This is a genomic window from Pantoea sp. SGAir0184, from assembly GCF_043544755.1.
The window spans coordinates 384,222-403,503 of record NZ_CP028050.1; the positions used below are offsets into that span (position 1 = coordinate 384,222).

Annotated in this window: 14 protein-coding genes; 11 read left to right on the plus strand and 3 right to left on the minus strand. The window is 59.1% G+C overall.

Annotated features, from left to right (window positions below; all coding sequences use genetic code 11):
• Positions 1-186 precede the first annotated feature (186 nt).
• Together msrQ and msrP are read right to left on the minus strand one after the other, a co-directional pair.
• Positions 187-789: a protein-methionine-sulfoxide reductase heme-binding subunit MsrQ gene (gene msrQ / locus C1N60_RS01855; protein ID WP_348879855.1), complete on the minus strand. Its 603-nt coding sequence runs from the start codon at positions 787-789 to the stop codon at positions 187-189.
• Entirely contained in the window at positions 790-1,794 is a 1,005-nt protein-coding gene (gene msrP, locus C1N60_RS01860; RefSeq protein WP_394521311.1) for a protein-methionine-sulfoxide reductase catalytic subunit MsrP, read from the minus strand.
• A 306-nt stretch (positions 1,795-2,100) separates the two neighbouring features.
• On the opposite strand from msrP, the gene csrD reads away from it, so the two are divergent.
• The 8 genes from csrD (at position 2,101) to tldD (ending at position 14,627) form a co-directional block, all read left to right on the plus strand.
• Positions 2,101-4,047, plus strand: a complete 1,947-nt coding sequence (gene csrD, locus C1N60_RS01865) for an RNase E specificity factor CsrD (protein ID WP_059011525.1) — start codon at positions 2,101-2,103, stop codon at positions 4,045-4,047.
• A gap of 311 nt (positions 4,048-4,358) precedes the next feature.
• Positions 4,359-5,402, plus strand: coding sequence for a rod shape-determining protein MreB (mreB, locus tag C1N60_RS01870; protein WP_003855260.1), 1,044 nt, complete (start codon positions 4,359-4,361; stop codon positions 5,400-5,402).
• A 268-nt stretch (positions 5,403-5,670) separates the two neighbouring features.
• Positions 5,671-6,705, plus strand: coding sequence for a rod shape-determining protein MreC (mreC, locus tag C1N60_RS01875; protein WP_021508152.1), 1,035 nt, complete (start codon positions 5,671-5,673; stop codon positions 6,703-6,705).
• A complete protein-coding gene (mreD, locus tag C1N60_RS01880; RefSeq protein ID WP_031279826.1) occupies positions 6,702-7,190 on the plus strand; it encodes a rod shape-determining protein MreD in 489 nt (162 codons plus the stop codon). The genes mreC and mreD overlap by 4 nt, the downstream gene beginning before the upstream one ends.
• 8 nt (positions 7,191-7,198) lie before the next feature.
• A complete protein-coding gene (locus C1N60_RS01885; protein WP_088516100.1) occupies positions 7,199-7,792 on the plus strand; it encodes a Maf family protein in 594 nt (197 codons plus the stop codon).
• Complete coding sequence (gene rng / locus C1N60_RS01890) at positions 7,782-9,251, plus strand: ribonuclease G (protein ID WP_021508149.1); 1,470 nt, start codon at positions 7,782-7,784, stop codon at positions 9,249-9,251. The genes C1N60_RS01885 and rng overlap by 11 nt, the downstream gene beginning before the upstream one ends.
• Positions 9,252-9,298: 47 nt before the next feature.
• Positions 9,299-13,117, plus strand: coding sequence for an AsmA2 domain-containing protein YhdP (gene yhdP / locus C1N60_RS01895; protein ID WP_394521312.1), 3,819 nt, complete (start codon positions 9,299-9,301; stop codon positions 13,115-13,117).
• A gap of 64 nt (positions 13,118-13,181) precedes the next feature.
• Positions 13,182-14,627: a metalloprotease TldD gene (gene tldD / locus C1N60_RS01900; protein ID WP_394521313.1), complete on the plus strand. Its 1,446-nt coding sequence runs from the start codon at positions 13,182-13,184 to the stop codon at positions 14,625-14,627.
• 326 nt (positions 14,628-14,953) lie between these two features.
• Here the strand turns inward: tldD and aaeR are convergent, their stop codons facing one another.
• On the minus strand, positions 14,954-15,871 hold the full coding sequence (gene aaeR / locus C1N60_RS01905; protein WP_058771467.1) for an HTH-type transcriptional activator AaeR: 918 nt from the start codon (positions 15,869-15,871) through the stop codon (positions 14,954-14,956).
• Positions 15,872-16,129: 258 nt separating this feature from the next.
• Between aaeR and aaeX the strand changes: the two genes are divergently transcribed.
• The 3 genes from aaeX to aaeB are packed head-to-tail and all read left to right on the plus strand — an operon-like array spanning position 16,130 to position 19,235.
• Positions 16,130-16,333, plus strand: a complete 204-nt coding sequence (gene aaeX, locus C1N60_RS01910; protein ID WP_021508145.1) for a p-hydroxybenzoic acid efflux pump operon protein AaeX — start codon at positions 16,130-16,132, stop codon at positions 16,331-16,333.
• Positions 16,334-16,341: 8 nt separating this feature from the next.
• Positions 16,342-17,271: a p-hydroxybenzoic acid efflux pump subunit AaeA gene (gene aaeA, locus C1N60_RS01915; protein ID WP_125310645.1), complete on the plus strand. Its 930-nt coding sequence runs from the start codon at positions 16,342-16,344 to the stop codon at positions 17,269-17,271.
• 11 nt (positions 17,272-17,282) lie between these two features.
• Entirely contained in the window at positions 17,283-19,235 is a 1,953-nt protein-coding gene (gene aaeB / locus C1N60_RS01920; protein ID WP_021508143.1) for a p-hydroxybenzoic acid efflux pump subunit AaeB, read from the plus strand.
• Positions 19,236-19,282 lie beyond the last annotated feature (47 nt).

The following is a 19,282-nucleotide window of genomic DNA, read 5'->3' on the forward strand; positions in this document are numbered from 1 at the left end:
CGACATCCTTCATTTGTCACTCTTCAGAGTGAAAAAGAAGACTTCGCTTGCAATAAAGCCGGGCATTATATCCGTTTCGAGGCAATTCGCAGCAAAATACTGGTCTTATCTGCGAAGTTGATCCGGCGAGGCCCGAAGGCCACACCTTTTAACAGATCTCGCAGCAGGAAAACAACCTTGCGGGGATTATCGGCGCAGAAGTTTACGCAACTTATTGTAACGCCAGCCTAACAGCGCCAGCGCCAGTAGTGCATAAATCCACGGCTGCGGTGACAGCACTTTCACTGACCAAAGATAGTGGACAGGCGCGAGGATCGCGACCAGATAGATGCCGTTGTGCAGCGTTTGCCAGCGGCGTCCCAGTTTGCGCTGGGCGCGCTGAAAAGAGGTGATGGCGAGAGCAAACAGAATAATCCAGCTGATCATGCCCAGTAATAAATACGGGCGCGAGACAATCTCACTGCCGAGTAATCGCAGATGATCGTAGCCCAGTTCCAGCAGATAGTAGCTGGTGAGATGCAGACAGGCCCAGGCAAAGCACCACAGGCCGAGCAGCCGGCGGGTACGAATCAGCAGCGGCTGCTTCAGATAACGCGTCAGCGGGCTCACCAGCAGCGTCGCCAGCATCAGCTTCAGCGCCATGCGACCGGTAAAATGCTGGATATCTTTCGCCGGATCGGCGCTCAGCCAGCCCTGATTTGCCGCCAGAAACAGGTACACCAGCGGCAGAAACGCCGCCAGATGCAGCACCACTTTCAGCAGCGTAACGTGGCGTAATGTCAGGCGCACTCAGTAGTTCTCCCGTAAATCGAGACCGCGATACAGCGAGGCCACCTCTTTAGCATAACCGTTGAACAGCAGCGTCGGCTGGCGTTCCACCTTGAGAATACCGCCCGCACCGATAAAGCGCTCAGTAGCCTGCGACCAGCGCGGGTGGTTGACGTGCGGATTCACGTTAGCGTAGAAGCCATACTCGTTAGCGGCGATCTGGCTCCAGGTGGTAGGCGGACGATCGTGCGTCAGGGTAATTTTGACGATCGACTTAATCCCTTTAAAGCCATATTTCCACGGCACCGTCAGGCGAATCGGCGCGCCGTTTTGCGGCGGCAGCGCTTTGCCGTAAACGCCGGTGCTGAGCAGCGTCAGCGGATGCATCGCTTCGTCCAGCCGCAAGCCTTCAACATAGGGATAATCCAGCCCGCCGCCGATAAAGCGGTCCTTTTGTCCCGGCATCTGATCGGGCGCGTATAACGTCTGGAAGGCGACATAGCGGGCATTGCTGGTGGGTTCAGCCAGCTTCAGCAGCTTGTTGAGTTCGAAGCCTACCCAGGGAATCACCATCGACCAGGCCTCAACGCAGCGCATGCGATAGATACGCTGCTCCATAGCGAAACGTTTGAAGATGTCGTCCATATCCAGCGTCATCGGCTTCGCCACTTCGCCCTCAATGCGCAATTGCCACGGGTCGGTTTTCAGCGTGCCGGCATTGGCGGCAGGATCGGCTTTGTCGAGACCAAATTCGTAGAAGTTGTTGTAGCCAGCGACTTTATCAAACGGCGTCAGTGGCAGGTCCGCCTGCCACTGGGCGGGTTTACTGAACTGCAGATCGCGTCCGGCAGGCGCCGGCGGCCTGTCATTGCCCTTAAACCAGCTCAGCACATCGGCATGTGCGCCGCCGGGCAGACTGGCCGCGGCAGCGCCTAGCCCCAGCGCTTTCAGCACCTGGCGGCGGCGCAGATTAAAAATGCTTTCCGGCGTAACATCGGCTTCGGTAAGGATGTGCGTGCGCTTCATGGCGTTCTCCGGCAAATCGATTAACTGCAGCTAGCATGATCAAACGCTGCCCGGCGCGCCACTTTCGCTGGCAAAATGTGAAATTTCCTGGCCGGTGCGTTCTGTTGAGAATAGGCCGAAAAAGCCGCCCCGGAAGGCAGCGCTGCACACTTTGACGTTATACTCGCGCCGCAGGGTGGCGAAACCCGCCGCCGGGCGGGCGCTGATTTGGATCGGTAATTGTGATAATTTGCTCAGGTTTGCACCAGCGCGGCTGGCGCGAACCGTTGGCTGGCGTTCATAAACCGCAGTGATACAGGCACAGGGATGCGATTAACAACCAAGTTTTCTGCGTTTATTACCTTATTAAGCTTACTGGCGATGTTACTGATGCTGGTAGGCTGCGCTTTTAGTTTTATCTGGCTGTCGCAGCAGCGCGTAGAGAACCGTGTACAGACGCTGGCGACGGAAGTCGATAAAGCGCTGGCAAACCAGTCACCGCAGGAACTGACGCAGTGGCTGACGCGCCTGATGCCCGTCATCAATGCCGAACAGCTGGAACTGCATCACGATGATACCGTGCTGTTCCGCCTCGCGCGTCATGAAAATCCGATGCTGGAAGACGAGCCCAATCGTTTCATTCAACTGGATGTGCCGCTGGTGCACGCGCCGGGCATGGCGCTGCGCGTGGTGGTGCTCGATCCCGCCAAAACCTGGTTCCGCTCGTTCACCGGTGCCTACACGCTGATTATCCTGCTGACGGTGGTGGCGATCATGTCGGCACTGCTGGTGATGACGCACCGCTGGCTTAACCGCCGCTGGCAGCATATGGAGCGGCTGGAGGCGCGCGCGGAGCGTATTCTGGCTGGCGAGCGCGCGCCGCGCAGCGATACCATCGCCGAATGGCCGCCGAAAGCCAGCCGCGCTATCGATCTGCTGCTGGGGGATTTACAGGAAGCCGGTGAGCAGCGTCTGCGTATCGACACCTTAATCCGCACCTTTGCCGCGCAGGATTCGCGCACCGGCCTGAATAATCGCCTGTTTTTCGATAACCAGCTGGCCACGTTGCTGGAAGACCAGGAAGACGTTGGTACGCACGGTGTGGTGATGATGGTGCGGCTGCCGGACCTCGACACGCTACATGAAACCCTCGGACCGACGCTGGTCGATGAATACCTGTTCGACCTGGTGAACATGCTCTCCACCTTCGTGCTGCGCTATCCGGGTGCGCTGCTGGCGCGCTATTTCCGCAGCGACTTTGCCGTACTGCTGCCGCACCGCACTTTGAAAGAGGCCAACAGCATTGCCGACCAGCTGATCAACGCGGTGGATTCATTGCCGCCGATGCGCATGGTGGATCGCGATGATCTGATCCACATTGGCATCAGCGCCTGGCGCAGCGGCGAGTCGGTGTCGCAGGTGATGGAGAATGTCGAACTGGCCACGCGCCGGGCGGCGCTGCAGGGCGGTAACAACTGGTCGGTGGGCGAGGGCAATACGCTGGAGATGGGGCGCGGCAGCGTGCGCTGGCGCACCCTGCTGGAAAACACCGTGAACCGCGGCGGCCCGCGTCTGTACCAGAAACCGGCGGTGCTGCTGGACGGCAAAGTGCATCACCGTGAAATGCTGGCGCGCGTGTTCGACGGCGATAAAGAGGTGGTGTCGGCAGAGTTCATGCCGCTGGTGCTGCAGCTTGGCATGGCCGACAGCTGGGATCGCCAGCTGGTCATGCGTATTGCGGCGCTGTCGGAGGTCTGGCCGGATGAAACGCTGGCGCTGCCGGTGAATATCGATTCGCTGCTGCAACGGCCGTTCCAGCGCTGGCTGCAAAAATTGCTGCTGCAGTGCAGTAAATCGCAAAGAAAACGATTTTTATTTGAACTTGCTGAGGCGGATGTTTGTCAACACATCAATCGCTTAGTGCCGGTTTTCCGTATGCTGACCGCGTTTGGCTGTCGGATTGCGGTAGATCAGGCCGGATTAACGGTGGTGAGTAGCGCTTACATCAAGCAGTTCCCGATTGAGCTGATCAAGCTCGACCCGGGTCTGATTCGCAACATTGAGCGCCGTACAGAAAATCAGCTGTTCGTGCAAAGTTTGCTGGAGGTGTGTAAATCCACGCCCACCAAAGTCTTTGCCGCCGGAGTACGCACGCGCGCGGAGTGGCAAACGCTGGCCGGGCTGGGCGTCGCGGGCGGCCAGGGCGACTTTTTTGCTCCTTCGCTGCCGGTGAACAGTAACGTGAAGAAACACTCGCAACGTTACCGGATTTAGCGCGTCAGCCACAGATACGGCAGCAGGCGGCTATTTTTCGCCTTTATGCCGTGCGCAGCCGGCGCGATCGGCGGCGGGAAATGTTAGATTTTATGTCGGAATTCACCCGCGACCGGCGGGTGAATTTGCGTTTAGAGCGGCAGCTTAGCGCCGTTTAACGCCGGTGTCGGACGGCAGCACCGCCGCGAAAAATTATTCAGCCTGGTTTTTCACCGAAGCAGAACGTTTTTGCGCCTTGTAGCGGCTTCGCGTGGTTGGTAAAGTAGGCGGATTTTATTTTCCGCCCCCAGCTTGCAGGATTATCCCTTAGTATGTTTAAAAAATTTCGTGGCATGTTTTCCAATGACTTGTCCATTGACCTGGGTACCGCGAATACCCTGATTTACGTAAAAGGACAAGGCATCGTGCTGAACGAGCCTTCTGTGGTTGCCATTCGTCAGGATCGCGCCGGCTCCCCAAAGAGCGTAGCGGCTGTTGGTCATGATGCAAAGCAGATGCTTGGCCGTACGCCGGGTAACATCGCAGCTATCCGTCCGATGAAAGATGGCGTTATCGCCGACTTCTTCGTGACTGAAAAAATGCTCCAGCACTTCATCAAGCAAGTGCACAGCAACAGCTTTATGCGCCCCAGCCCACGCGTGCTGGTGTGCGTGCCGGTCGGCGCGACCCAGGTTGAGCGTCGTGCCATCCGCGAATCGGCGCAGGGCGCCGGTGCCCGTGAAGTGTTCCTGATTGAAGAACCCATGGCCGCGGCAATCGGCGCAGGTCTGCCAGTGTCGGAAGCGACCGGCTCGATGGTGGTGGATATCGGTGGCGGTACGACCGAAGTCGCGGTTATCTCCCTGAACGGCGTGGTTTACTCTTCTTCTGTGCGTATTGGTGGCGATCGCTTCGATGAAGCTATCATTAACTACGTGCGCCGTAATTACGGCTCGCTGATTGGTGAAGCCACCGCTGAGCGTATCAAGCATGAAATCGGTTCTGCTTATCCGGGTGACGAAGTGCGCGAGATCGAAGTGCGCGGCCGTAACCTGGCTGAGGGCGTGCCGCGTGGCTTTACGCTGAACTCGAATGAAATCCTGGAAGCGCTGCAGGAGCCACTGACCGGTATCGTCAGTGCCGTGATGGTCGCGCTGGAGCAGTGCCCGCCGGAGCTGGCGTCTGACATCTCCGAGCGCGGTATGGTGCTGACCGGTGGCGGCGCGCTGCTGCGTAACCTGGATCGTCTGCTGATGGAAGAGACCGGTATTCCGGTGGTGGTCGCAGAAGATCCACTGACCTGCGTAGCGCGCGGCGGCGGTAAAGCACTGGAAATGATCGACATGCATGGCGGCGATTTGTTCAGCGAGGAGTAATTCCTCTCCGGCTGAGACCGTGGTCAAATTGCGCAGGGAATAGCGACGATACCCAAAATCAGCACAACGGCAGGACGATGACCATCGCATGCCGCACGGCAGCCTCAGCAGCAGGCACCGGGCAGCAGCGGCACAACGTCGTCACTGCGGTTTGCAGGATGCGGGGTAACTGGCGACGCTGCGCACGACGGCGTATAGCGTCCAGCCCTGGAGGCGTGAGTGCTGACACTCACGCTTCTTCCCTGATGTCGAGGAATTCGCAGAATTTATGAAGCCGATTTTTAGCAGGGGACCTTCCCTGCAGTTGCGCCTGTTTCTGGCCGTGATTGTGGCTATCGCGATTATTGTCGCCGATAGCCGGATCAGCACGTTCTCCCAGATCCGCAACTACCTGGACACGTCGGTCAGTCCATTTTACTTCCTGGCCAACGGGCCACGACAGCTTCTTGACGGCGTTTCCGAAACGCTGGCCTCGCGCCAGCAGCTGGAGCTGGAAAACAAAGCGCTGCGCCGTGAGCTCTTCCTGAAAAACAGTGACCTGCTGATGCTGGGGCAATACAAGCAGGAAAACGCGCGTCTGCGCGAGCTGCTCGGCTCGCCGCTGCGTCAGGATGAGCACAAAATGGTGACCCAGGTGATCTCCACCGGCACCGATCCTTACACCGATCAGGTGATCATCGATAAAGGCAGCGTCAACGGCGTGTATGAAGGCCAGCCGGTGATCAGCGATAAAGGCGTGGTCGGCCAGGTGGTGGCGGTAGGGCAGATGACCAGCCGCGTGCTGCTGATTTGCGATGCCTCGCACGCCCTGCCGATTCAGGTGCTGCGTAACGATATTCGCGTCATCGCCGCCGGTAACGGCTGCAGCGAAGATCTGCAGCTGGAGCATCTGCCGGGCAATACGGATATTCGCGTCGGTGATGTGCTGGTGACGTCGGGCCTGGGCGGACGCTTCCCGGAAGGTTATCCGGTCGGCGTGGTGTCGTCAGTGAAAGTGGATACGCAGCGTGCCTATACCGTGATTCAGGCGCGTCCGACTGCCGGTCTGCAGCGTCTGCGCTACCTGCTGCTGCTGTGGGGTGCGGATAAGAACGGCGACATGCCGATGGCACCGGACGAAGTGCATCGCGTGGCCAACGAACGCCTGATGCAGATGATGCCGCAGGTGCTGCCGCCCGCGGGCGAAATGGGGCCGCCGGCACCCGCCATGATGCAGCAAAATCAGCAGATGGGGCCGCCACAGCCCGCCGCCAGCAGCCGTTCGCAGGGTAATCCGGCGAACTCGCGCGGAGGCCAGCCTTGAGTCGATATCGCAGCCAGGGGCGTTGGGTGATCTGGCTGTCCTTCCTTGTTGCGCTTATCCTGCAAATCATGCCGTGGCCGGATCAGATTTACATGTTCCGGCCATCTTGGCTGTTGCTGATCCTGATCTACTGGGTGCTGGCGCTGCCGCACCGGGTCAACGTGGGCACCGGCTTTTTCCTCGGCGCCATTATGGATCTGGTCGCCGGCTCAACGCTGGGCGTGCGTGCGCTGGCGTTCAGCATTATCGCCTATCTGGTGGCCTTTAAATTTCAGCTATTCCGCAATCTGGCGTTGTGGCAGCAGGCATTAATGGTTATGGTGCTGTCGCTGGCGGTTGATGTGATTGTTTTCTGGGCAGAATTTCTGGTCATCAACGTCTCCTTCCGCCCGGAAATCTTCTGGAGTAGCGTGGTCGACGGTATCCTGTGGCCCTGGCTATTCTTACTGATGAGAAAGATTCGCCGTCAGTTTGCTGTGCAATAAGGAATACAATGATAACCCTCTACCTGGCTTCCGGCTCACCGCGTCGGCGCGAGCTATTAACGCAGCTTGGCCTGCAGTTTGAGCGCCTGATTACCGATGTTGAAGAGCAGCGTCAGCCGGGCGAAGCGGCGGAGTCTTACGTGCGGCGTCTGGCCAGCGATAAGGCGCGGGCCGGCGTGCGGATAGCACCGCAGAATCTGCCGGTGCTGGGCGCTGACACCATCGTGGTGCTGAATGGCGAAGTGCTGGAGAAACCGCGTGATGCGGCGCATGCCGCGCAGATGCTGGGTAAACTGGCCGGGCAAACCCATCAGGTCATGACGGCCGTGGCGCTGGCCGATGCGCAGGGTGAACTGGATTGCCTGGTGACCACAGACGTGACATTCCGCACTATCACGGCAGAGGAAATTTCGCACTATATCGCCAGCGGCGAGCCGATGGATAAAGCCGGCGCGTACGGTATTCAGGGCCTGGGCGGCAACTTTGTGCGCCGCATCAATGGAAGTTATCACGCCGTAGTGGGATTGCCGCTGGTGGAAACCAGCGAACTGCTGAGCCATTTTCAGTCGCTGCGTGCGTTAAGGGGACAAGATGACGGCTGAACTGCTGGTAAATGTGACACCTTCTGAAACCCGTGTTGCCTATATTGACGGCGGCATTCTGCAGGAAATCCATATTGAGCGCGAAGCGCGGCGCGGTATTGTCGGCAATATCTACAAAGGGCGCGTCAGCCGGGTACTGCCGGGCATGCAGGCGGCGTTTGTCGATATCGGCATGGACAAAGCGGCCTTTCTGCACGCCTCAGACATCATGCCGCACACCGAATGCGTGGCGGGTGATGAGAAGAAGAACTTTATCGTGCGCGATATCGCCGAGCTGGTGCGTCAGGGACAGGATTTAATGGTGCAGGTGGTGAAAGATCCGCTCGGCACCAAAGGTGCCCGTCTCACCACCGATATTACGCTGCCGTCGCGCTACCTGGTCTTTATGCCGGGGGCTTCGCACGTGGGCGTCTCACAGCGCATTGAAAGCGAAGCCGAACGTGAGCGGCTGAAAGCGGTGGTTGCCGCTTACTGTGACGATCTCGGCGGCTTTATTATTCGTACCGCCGCAGAAGGCATTGGCGCAGAAGAGCTGGCGCAGGACGCGGCATTTTTAAAGCGCCTGTGGACCAAAGTCAGCGAGCGTAAAAAGCGCAACCAGACGCGCTGCCTGCTGTACGGCGAGCTGGCGCTGGCGCAGCGCGTGCTGCGCGATTTCGCCGGCGCAGCGCTGGATCGCATCCGCGTCGATTCGCGCCTGACCTGCGATCTGCTGGTGGAATTTACCAGTGAATATATTCCGGAGATGGCCAGCAAGCTGGAGCTGTACAACGGCAAGCAGCCGATTTTCGATCTCTATGATGTGGAAAACGAGATTCAGCGCTCGCTGGAGCGCAAGGTGGAACTGAAATCTGGCGGTTACCTGATTATCGACCAGACCGAAGCGATGACCACGGTGGACATTAACACCGGTGCGTTTGTCGGCCACCGCAACCTCGACGAAACCATTTTTAATACTAATATCGAAGCCACGCAGGCGATTGCGCGCCAGCTGCGGCTGCGTAATCTCGGCGGCATTATCATCATCGACTTTATCGACATGAATAATGACGATCATCGCCGGCGCGTGCTGCACTCGCTGGAGAGCGCGCTGAGCAAAGATCGCGTCAAGACCAGCATCAACGGCTTCTCCGCGCTGGGGCTGGTCGAGATGACGCGCAAACGCACGCGCGAAAGCATTGAGCATGTGCTGTGTGCCGATTGCCCGGTGTGCCAGGGACGCGGTTCGCTGAAGACGGTGGAGACCGTGTGCTATGAAATCATGCGTGAAATCGTCCGCGTCCATCACGCTTACGACTCCGACAGCTTCCTGGTGTACGTGTCGCCCGCAGTGGGTGAAGCGCTGAAAAGCGATGAGTCGCACGCGCTGGCCGAAGTGGAAATTTTTGTCGGCAAGCAGGTCAAAGTACAGGTTGAACCGCTCTACACGCAGGAGCAGTTTGACGTCGTCATGATGTAAGTCGTGAGGTTGAACGCCGTAACCCAACGGAAAGCAAGGAGAGGTGTGTGAGGCGGTTGCCGGGGATTTTGTTACTGCTGCTCGCCGCAATCATCGTCATTGTGGCGCTGCTGGTCAGCGGGCTGCGCCTTGTGATGCCGCATCTCAACAGCTATCGCGGCGAGGTGCTGCACACCCTTTCGCGCGTCAGCGGCGTCACCATCGATGCCAGTGAAATTCAGGGAAAATGGGAGAATTTTGGCCCGACCCTGCAGGTGCGCGATCTGCGTATCGACATGGATAAAGATGGCGAGCTGCAGATTGGCCGCGTTACGCTGGCGCTCAATGTGTGGCAGTCGCTGCTGCACTGGCGCTGGCAGTTTCGCGATCTCACCTTCTGGCAGCTGCGGCTGGCAACCAACCGTCCGTTGCTCACCAGCGACGAGCAAAAAAACAGCTTCAAACCGGCCCAAATCAACGATCTGTTCTTACGCCAGTTTGACCATTTCGATCTGCGCGACAGCAGCATCCGTTTTCTCACGCCTTCCGGCCAGCATGCCGAACTGGCGATTCCCCGCCTTACCTGGCTGAACGAGGACAACCGCCATCGCGCCGAAGGCGAAGTGAGCCTGTCCAGCTTCACCGGCCAGCACGGCGTGGTGCAGGTACGGCTCGATCTTAACGATACCAACGGGTTACTCAACGACGGCCGTATCTGGATGCAGGCCGATGACGTGGACGTGCGCCCGTGGATTGGCCGCTGGCTGCGAGATAATACCAGCCTGCAAAGCGCGCGTTTCAGCCTGGCTGCGTGGGTCAACCTGCGCGACGGTGAGGTGTACGCGGGCGATCTGCTGCTGAGCAAAGGCGGCGCACGCTGGCGCGGCGAGCAGGGTGATCATCAACTGCAGGTGGATGGCCTGACCGCGCATCTGGCGCGCTACCAGAATGGCTGGAGCCTGACGGTGCCGCAAACCCGGCTGATGACTGACGGCGTGGCCTGGGATGCCGGCCATATCGCCCTGCTGTGGAAGCCGGAAGATAAACAGATGATCGGCGCGAACAGTGCAGCGGAAGTGCGGGTGCGCGCCACCCGGCTCGATCTGCAGCGTCTGGCACCGCTGGTGCCGCTGTTTGCGCCGCTCTCGCCCACGCTGCTGGACAACTGGCGGGCGCTGCAGCCGCGCGGCTATATCGACGCGCTGGCGCTGGATATTCCGCTGGCGCAGCCGGAGCAGACGCGTTTGCAGGCGCGCTGGCGCGATCTGGCGTGGCAGCACTGGCAGCTTTTGCCGGGCATCAGCAATCTGAGCGGCAGCGCCAGCGGCAGTCTGAACCACGGCCAGCTGGATGTGCAGATGGGCCAGGCGGAAGTGCCGTACGGCGATATGTTCCAGGCGCCGTTACAGATTCAGCAGGTCACCGGCAGGATTAACTGGCTGCGCGATGCTAACGGCCTGACGCTGGATGGCCAGCAGCTGGACGTGCAGGCACGTTCGCTGTGGGCGCACGGCGATTTCCGCTATCAGCAAAATGTCGGTAAAGCGCCGCGCCTCGACATTCTTGCCGGGATTCGCGTCACCGACGCCGGTGATGCCTGGCGCTACTTCCCCGAGCCGCTGATGGGCCACGATCTGACGCAGTATCTCAGCGAAGCGGTCAAAGGCGGCCAGGTGGAGAATGCCACGCTGCTGTTTGCCGGCGATCCGCGTCTTTTCCCGTTTAAGCACCACGACGGCATGTTTGAAGTGGCCGTGCCGGTGCGCAATGCCACCTTCCAGTTCCAGCCAGGCTGGCCGGCGCTGCAAAACCTCGATATCGACCTCGATTTTATCAACGATGGTCTGTGGATGAAGGCGGCGCAAACCCGTCTGGGCGCGGTGGACGCGCGCAACGTCAGTGCGGTAATCCCGGATTACCTGAAAGAGAAGCTGATCATTGACGGTGATTTGAGCGGCGAAGGTAAAGATATCGCCGACTATTTCGCCCGCACGCCGCTCAAATCCACGCTGGGTGCGGCGCTGGAGCAGCTGCAGATTGGCGGCAACGTGCGTGGTTCGCTCAACCTGGATATTCCGCTGGATGGGGAACTGGTGCACGCCAGCGGTAACGTGGTGCTGAATAACAACAGCCTGCACATTAAGCCGCTCAACACCACGCTGAAAAACCTGACCGGACGTTTCCGCTACAACAACGGGAACCTGGAGAGTGAAGAGCTGCAGGCCAACTGGTTCGGTCAGCCCACCGGCGTGCGTTTCAGCACCACGGAAAATCCCGATGATTTTGGCGTTAACGTCAAACTGCTGGGCGACTGGCAGCCGGCGAAACTGGCCATGCTGCCCGCCAGCGTGAGCAGTAAGCTGGGCGGCAGTCTGGCGTGGCAGGGCAATGTCGACATCACGCTGCCGCATCAGGGTGGGGCGCGCTACAAGGTTGATATCAACGGTGACGGCAAGACAGTGAGCAGTCACTTACCTCCACCGCTGGATAAAGAAGCCGGTGAGGCACTGCCTATCGCCATTAATGCCAGCGGCGATTTGCACAGTTTTAACCTCAGCGGCAGCGTGCGTGAGCACCATCGCTTTAACAGCCGCTGGCTGCTGGAGCCGCAGCTGCGCGTCGATCGCGGTATCTGGCTGAATGATGCCAAAAGCACGCCGGCGCTACCGGAGCGGCGCGGGATGGTGCTTAATCTGCCGGCGCTGGACGGCGAAGCCTGGCTGGGGCTGATGACCGGCACGACGGGTTCACGCAATGCGCAGGGCGAGACGGACATCGGCGGCGCACTGCTGCCGGGCGATGTGACATTGCGCACTCCGGCCCTGACGCTCGGCGGCCAGCAGTGGCACGATGTTAATGCCACGGTGACCCAGGGCGCGGGCGGCAGCACGCAGCTGCAGCTGGAGAGCCGCGAAGCGCGCGGCAGCCTGCGAACCGCACAACACGCGCCGTGGCAAATCGACCTGAGCTATCTTTATTACAATCCGCAATGGAGTGATGGTGAAGCGGGCAAGGCCTCCTCGCCGTTCAGCGGGGACAGTGGCATTGATTTCCGCAGCTGGCCAGCGCTGCAGCTCAACTGCGCAGAGTGCTGGCTGCGCGGGCAGAAGTTCGGCCACATTCAGGCCAGGCTCCAGCCGCAGGGAGAGACGTTAGCACTCACTAACGGCAGCGTCGACACCGGCAGCTCGAAGCTCAATGTCGCGGGTGAATGGGTGAACAAAGCGGGCGAGCAGCGCACCTCGCTAAAAGGCAGCCTGAGCGGCAAAAATATCAATGATGCCACCAACTGGTTTGGCATGAACACGCCGCTGCGCGATGCGCCGTTCAAAATTGATTATGACCTGCACTGGCGCTCCGCACCGTGGCAGCCTTCAGAAAAGACGCTGAGCGGCACGCTGAAAACCCATTTCGGCAAAGGGCAGATTGCGGATGTGAACACCGGTCGTGCCGGACAGTTGTTGCGGCTGGTGAGCTTCGATGCCCTGCTGCGTAAGCTGCGCTTCGATTTTAGCGATACCTTTAATGAAGGTTTCTGGTTTGATTCGATCAACGGCACGGCGTGGATTGAAAACGGCGTGATGCGCACCGATAACCTGCTGGTGGATGGCCTCGAAGCGGATATCGCCATGCAGGGCAAAGTAGATCTGGTGCAGCGGCAAATCGACATGGAAGCGGTGGTGGCACCGGAGATCGGCGCCTCGGTTGGCGTGGCCACCGCGTTTGTAATTAACCCGGTGGTCGGCGCGGCGGTTTTTGCCGCCAGCAAGGTGCTGGCACCGTTGTGGAATAAGATTTCGCTGCTGCGCTATCACATCAGCGGACCGCTGGATAAGCCGGAAATCAATGAAGTGCTGCGCAAACCGCGCGAAGCCGATAAGAAGTGAATTTGACGCCGTCGGGGAATTGCCGCAGGCTATGACTATCCGAGCACATAATGAGTGAGAAACGATGACTCTGAATCTGGTAAGTGAGCAGTTACTAGCTGCGAACAGCATTAATCAGCAGGACCTTTTTTCCCTGTTAGGGCAGCTTTCAGAACGTCGTCTGGACTATGCCGATCTCTATTTTCAGTCCAGCTTCCATGAATCCTGGGTGCTGGAAGACAAAATCATTAAAGATGGCTCTTATCATATCGATCAGGGCGTGGGCGTCCGCGCGGTAAGCGGCGAGAAAACCGGTTTTGCCTATGCCGATCAAATCAGCCTCAACGCCCTGCGCCAGTCGTCCGAAGCGGCGCGCAGTATCGTGCGCGAGCAGGGCAATGGCAAAGCGCACGCGCTCTCCGCGGTGCTTAACCGTTCGCTGTACGCGCCGGTCAATCCGCTGGACAGCCTGACGCGCGAAGACAAAATCGCGCTGCTGCACCGGGTTGATAAAGTGGCACGCGCCGCCGATCCGCGCGTGCAGGAAGTGAATGCCAGCCTGAGCGGCGTCTACGAGCAGGTGCTGGTTGCCGCCACCGACGGTACGCTGGCGGCGGATATTCGTCCGCTGGTGCGCCTGTCCATTAGCGTTCAGGTGGAAGATCAGGGTAAACGCGAGCGCGGCGCCAGCGGCGGCGGTGCGCGTACCGGCTACGAATTCTTCCTCGCCGATGAGAGCGGCGACGTACGGGCCGATGTCTGGGCGCGCGAAGCGGTGCGCATGGCGCTGGTTAACCTGTCCGCCGTCGCGGCGCCAGCCGGTACGCTGCCGGTGGTGCTGGGTGCGGGCTGGCCAGGCGTGCTGCTGCACGAAGCGGTGGGCCACGGTCTGGAAGGGGATTTCAACCGCCGCGAGACCTCCGTCTTCAGCGGTAAGCTGGGCCAGCTGGTGGCGTCCGAACTCTGCACCGTGGTTGACGACGGTACCCTGCAAGGGCTGCGTGGTTCGCTGGCGGTGGATGATGAAGGCGTGCCGGGACAGTACAACGTGCTGATCGAAAACGGCGTGCTGAAAGGCTATATGCAGGACAAGCTCAATGCGCGTCTGATGGGCGTGCCGCCTACCGGTAACGGTCGTCGTGAATCCTATGCGCACCTGCCGATGCCGCGCATGACCAACACCTATATGCTGGCGGGCAAATCGACGCCGCAGGAGATCATTGAGAGTGTGGAGTATGGTCTCTATGCCCCTAACTTTGGCGGCGGCCAGGTCGATATCACCTCCGGCAAGTTTGTGTTCTCGACCTCCGAGGCTTATCTGATCGAGAACGGCAAAGTCACCAAACCGGTGAAAGGCGCGACGCTGATCGGCTCCGGCATTGAGGCGATGCAGCAGATTTCCATGGTCGGGAACGATCTGGCGCTGGATAAAGGCGTCGGCGTATGCGGGAAAGAGGGCCAGAGCGTGCCGGTCGGCGTAGGTCAGCCCACGCTGAAGCTGGATAAAATTACCGTGGGCGGAACGGCTTAATAATCATGCTGGTGCGCATCAGTGCGCACCCTGTCAAAACCGCGCAATGGGTTTGTACAATGCTTGTCAGTTATGAGTAAACAGCACGCACACTTTGGTAGCGGCGCAATTTATTGCGCGAAGCATGGATGGGAACGGTGCTGCTAGTAGTACGCGCGATTAATCGCGCCGCTACGAAATCTGCGGTAATTGAATTTGGTACTTAACTGATCGGCATTACGCAATTGTTTTGCCAGGTCACCTTTCAGGGTGACCTGGCATGCATAACTGCCCCGCATTTTCCCGTATGCGCCCTTCAGGCCGACCACACCAGCGCCAGACGGCGGCTAACTTTTGCGGTGCTGCTGATACTGCCTCGCCACCTGCCTGAAATACTCGGTCAGATAATTGATACACACCTGCACCTTGAGCGGCAGCTTATCCTTCTCGGTATAGACGGCATACACCGGGCGCGGCTCCGAGTGATACTGCGGGAACAAAATATCGATCTCCCCGGCGTTGATCTCATCAATCACCCACATCAGCGGTACATAGGCGATACCGCAGCCCGCTTTCAGCCAGCGAATCAGCGTCTGAGAATCATTGGTGACAAAACGCCCCTGCGGCGTCAGGCGCGTCACCAGGCCTTCCGGCGCCACCAGCTCGAAGGTGTTATCCGGGCGCACGCTGTACTCCAGCCAGGAAAAGTTGTCGATTTCAGCCGGCTTTTCCGGCGTGCCGTGCTGGGCCAGGTAGCTCTTCGCCGCGCATACCACCATCGGCATGGCGCCCAGCCGGCGCGAGAACAGGTTGGAATCCTGTAGCTCACCGACGCGTATCACCACATCCAGTCCGTTAGCAATCAGGTCCGGCGCCGGTATGCCGGTCATCAGGTTGACGCTCAGTCCCGGGTATTCGTGCAGCATCTCGCTGGTCATGGCGGAGAGGACATTTTGCGCCATGGTGGTTGAGCAGCCGATGCGTAAAATCCCGATCGGCGTGTTGTTGAAGGCGTACAGCTGTTCGTGTACCTGCGAGGCCTCTGCCAGCATGCGGCGGCAGCCCTGGTAATAAATCTTACCGGCTTCGGTCAGGCCCAGACTGCGGGTGCTGCGGTTAAGCAGTTTCACCTGCAGCTCATCTTCCAGTCTGGCAACAATCTGGCTAATTGACGAGACGCTGAGCTGCAGCTGGCGTGCGGCGGCGGTAAATGAGCCCAATTCAACCACTTTGGCGAAAATGGACATGCCTTTGAGTCGTTCCATTGTTTACTCTGGCTAAAAAGTGATTTAGCTCACAATATGTAGAAAACGTATAGTCAAGCGCGTTACTATACGCACGCTGGGTCTCTTCACCGCACCTGAACACGGCAGTGTTTACCCGATGATACGCTATGATTAGCTCAACGCGGCCTGAATGTTGTCATCAGATTATCCGTCACCCCACTATCATCAACCCGACGTGCCAGAGGGCATGAGGGCAGGTATCGGTGCAATCCGGCAAGGTCGAACTAAGGAACCGAAATGAGTGTGCTTCCGGTATTTGTCGTATTCGGGCTGTCTTTTCCGCCCATCTTCATTGAACTACTGGTTTCGCTGGCGCTGTTCTGGCTGGTGAAACGCGTGCTGACGCCCAGCGGGATTTACGATCTGGTGTGGCACCCGGCACTTTTTAACACAGCGCTGTATTGCTGTGTGTTTTACCTTGTATCCCGTCTATTCGTCTGAGGTTTTAAGTGAAAGCGCTAATAAGAAAAATCGCGCGTTACGCCATTACGCTCCTGCTGGTTATCATCGCTGTTATTATCATCTTCCGCGCCTGGGTGTTCTATACCGAGTCGCCGTGGACGCGTGACGCCAAATTCTCCGCCGACGTGGTGGCGATTTCTCCGGACGTGACCGGACTGATCACCGACGTCCCGGTACACGACAACCAGCTGGTGAAAAAAGGCGATACGCTGTTTATCGTCGACCGTCCGCGCTACCAGAAAGCGCTGGATGAGGCGCAGGCGGATGTCGAATATTACCAGGCGCTGGTTAGTGAAAAACGCCGTGAAGCGGCGCGCCGTAACCAGCTCGGTACCAGCGCGATGTCGCGTGAAGCTATTGAGCAGTCGAATAGCGACCTGCAGACCAGTGAACATCAGCTGGCCAAAGCGGTGGCGACGCGCGATCTGGCGGTGATCGACCTCGATCGCACCACCATCAAAGCACCGTCCGACGGCTGGGTCACCAACCTCAACGTCTACCAGGGTGAATTCATCACGCGCGGCTCGGTGGCCGTGGCGCTGGTGCAGCAGCACTCGTTCTACGTGCTGGCCTACATGGAAGAGACCAAGCTGGATGGCGTGCGTCCCGGCTTCCGCGCGGAGATTACCCCGCTGGGCAGCAACACGGTGCTGCGCGGCACGGTTGACAGCATCGCGGCTGGCGTGACCAACAGCAGCAGCAGCGTTGACAGCAAAGGCATGGCCACCGTGGACTCCAACCTTGAGTGGGTGCGTCTGGCGCAGCGCGTGCCGGTGCGTATTCGCCTCGACGATCAGCCCGGCAACCGCTTCCCGGCGGGGACCACCGCCACCGTGGTGATCACCGGTGACAAAGACCGCCAGACCAAAGTGTCGCCGATGGCGCAGCTGTTCAACCGCCTGCGTGAGTTTGGTTAAGCGGGGGCGATATGATTGAGTTTTTGCGTTTCCCGGTAAAGCTGACCTTCGCGCTGGTGGCAGCGCTGATGATTGGCTTTCACTTCAATCTGGAAACGCCGCGCTGGGCGGTGATGACCGCCGGCATCGTGGCTGGCGGCACCGCCTTTGCCGCGGGCGGCGATCCTTACTCTGGCGCGCTGCGCTACCGTGGCGTTCTGCGTATTATCGGCACCTTTATCGGCTGTATCGCGGCACTCACCATCATGATTGCGACGGTGCGCGCGCCGGTGGTGATGCTGCTGCTGTGCTGCCTGTGGGCCGGCATGTGCGTCTGGCTCTCATCGCTGATTAAAGTCGAAAACTCCTACGCGCTGGGCCTCGCCGGCTACACTGCGCTGATCATCGTGGTGACCGCGGATGCCAGCGGCGGCCTGACGCTGGCGCCACAGTTCGCCGTGGAGCGCTGCAGTGAAATTGTGCTCGGTATCCTTTGCGCCATTCTCGCCGACATGCTGTTTTCTCCGCGCTCGATCAAGAAAGTGATTGATGCGGAAGTGGATGCGCTGCTGGTGGCGCACTACCGCCTGCTGCAGCTGTGCGTGGCGCACGAGGATAAAGAGGAAGTCGACAAAGCCTGGAGCGCGCTGGTGCGCCGCACGACCGCGCTCAACGGCATGCGTAGCCAGCTGCTGATGGAGTCGTCGCGCTGGAGCAACACCAGCCGCCGGTTGCAAATGCTCAACACGTTATCGCTGACGCTGATTACTCAGGCCGCTGAGACCTTCCTGATTCAGAATTCGCGCCCGGATTACATCCCGCCGCAGTATCGCCTGCTGATTGAAAAAGAGGTAACCAGCGTCAGTGACGTACATAAGCGCATGAAGCTGATGCGCCGCGTTATTGGCGTCAGCAGTAAAAGCGTGCCGTTTACCCTGGCCAGCTGGGTCGGCGCAGCAACTGAATATCTGCTGCTGATCAATGGCGTCAAAAGTAACAGCCGTATCACCACGCTGGAGGAGAGCATTCTGCAGCGTGAGGTGGTGATCCAGGCGCGTTCAGCGGAGACGCATCATGCGATGATCAATGGCGTGCGCACCTTTGTCGCCACCGCGCTCGGTTCGCTGTTCTGGCTGTATACCGGCTGGACTTCCGGCAGCGGCTGCATGGTGATGCTGGCGGTGATTACCGCGCTGGCGATGCGTATGCCGAATCCGCTGATGATGGCGAAAGACTTCTTCTACGGCATGGCCTTTGCGGTGCCGCTGGGCATGCTCTACTTCATCTGGGTATTGCCGGGCACCCAGCAGAGTGCCTTGCTGTTGTGTATCGCGATTGGCGCACTCGGCTTTATCGGCGGCATCTTTGTACAGCGGCGGCAGATTGGTACGCTGGGCGCGCTGATCGGCACCATCAACGTGCTGGTGCTGGATAACCCGATGAAGTTTGAGTTCAACGTGTTTCTCGACAACGCGCTCGGCCAGTGGATTGGCAGCTTTGTGGCGATGATGGTGATTTTGCTGATTCGTGACAAATCCAAAGCCCGCACCGGACGCAAGCTGCTGAATCGCTTTATGTATGCTGCGGTGGCCGCGCTGACCACCAATCAGGCGCGCCGGCGGGAAAACCATTTACCGGCGCTTTATCAGCAGCTGTTCCTGCTGCTTAACCTGTTCCCGGGCGATATCGACAAATACCGGATTGCGCTCACGCTGATTATTGGTCATCAGCGCCTGCGCAACGCAGAGGTACCGGTCAATGCCGACCTGTCGGCGTATCACCGCCAGCTGCGCGCCACCGCCGACCGCATTATTGCGGCCAGCAGCGATGATAAACGGCGCTACTACTTTGAGCGCCTGCTGCAGGAGCTGGACGTTTATCAGCAGAAGCTGCAGCACTATGCCGCCCCGGCCAGCGTGACGGAACCGGTGAAACGGCTGTCGATGATGCTGGATAAGTACCAGAACACCCTCATCCAAATCTGAAACTGGCCGCTGCCTGGCGCAGCGGCTGGCCTGATGCCACGCTGACC

Bases quoted from the DNA above. Each gene is read 5' to 3' on its own strand.
- csrD (WP_059011525.1), top strand. From the start codon at position 2,101: ATGCGATTAACAACCAAGTTTTCTGCGTTTATTACCTTATTAAGCTTA.
- rng (WP_021508149.1), top strand. From the start codon at position 7,782: ATGACGGCTGAACTGCTGGTAAATGTGACACCTTCTGAAACCCGTGTT.
- aaeR (WP_058771467.1), bottom strand. From the start codon at position 15,871: ATGGAACGACTCAAAGGCATGTCCATTTTCGCCAAAGTGGTTGAATTG.
- aaeX (WP_021508145.1), top strand. From the start codon at position 16,130: ATGAGTGTGCTTCCGGTATTTGTCGTATTCGGGCTGTCTTTTCCGCCC.
- mreB (WP_003855260.1), top strand. From the start codon at position 4,359: ATGTTTAAAAAATTTCGTGGCATGTTTTCCAATGACTTGTCCATTGAC.
- aaeB (WP_021508143.1), top strand. From the start codon at position 17,283: ATGATTGAGTTTTTGCGTTTCCCGGTAAAGCTGACCTTCGCGCTGGTG.
- msrP (WP_394521311.1), bottom strand. From the start codon at position 1,794: ATGAAGCGCACGCACATCCTTACCGAAGCCGATGTTACGCCGGAAAGC.
- tldD (WP_394521313.1), top strand. From the start codon at position 13,182: ATGACTCTGAATCTGGTAAGTGAGCAGTTACTAGCTGCGAACAGCATT.
- C1N60_RS01885 (WP_088516100.1), top strand. From the start codon at position 7,199: ATGATAACCCTCTACCTGGCTTCCGGCTCACCGCGTCGGCGCGAGCTA.
- mreC (WP_021508152.1), top strand. From the start codon at position 5,671: ATGAAGCCGATTTTTAGCAGGGGACCTTCCCTGCAGTTGCGCCTGTTT.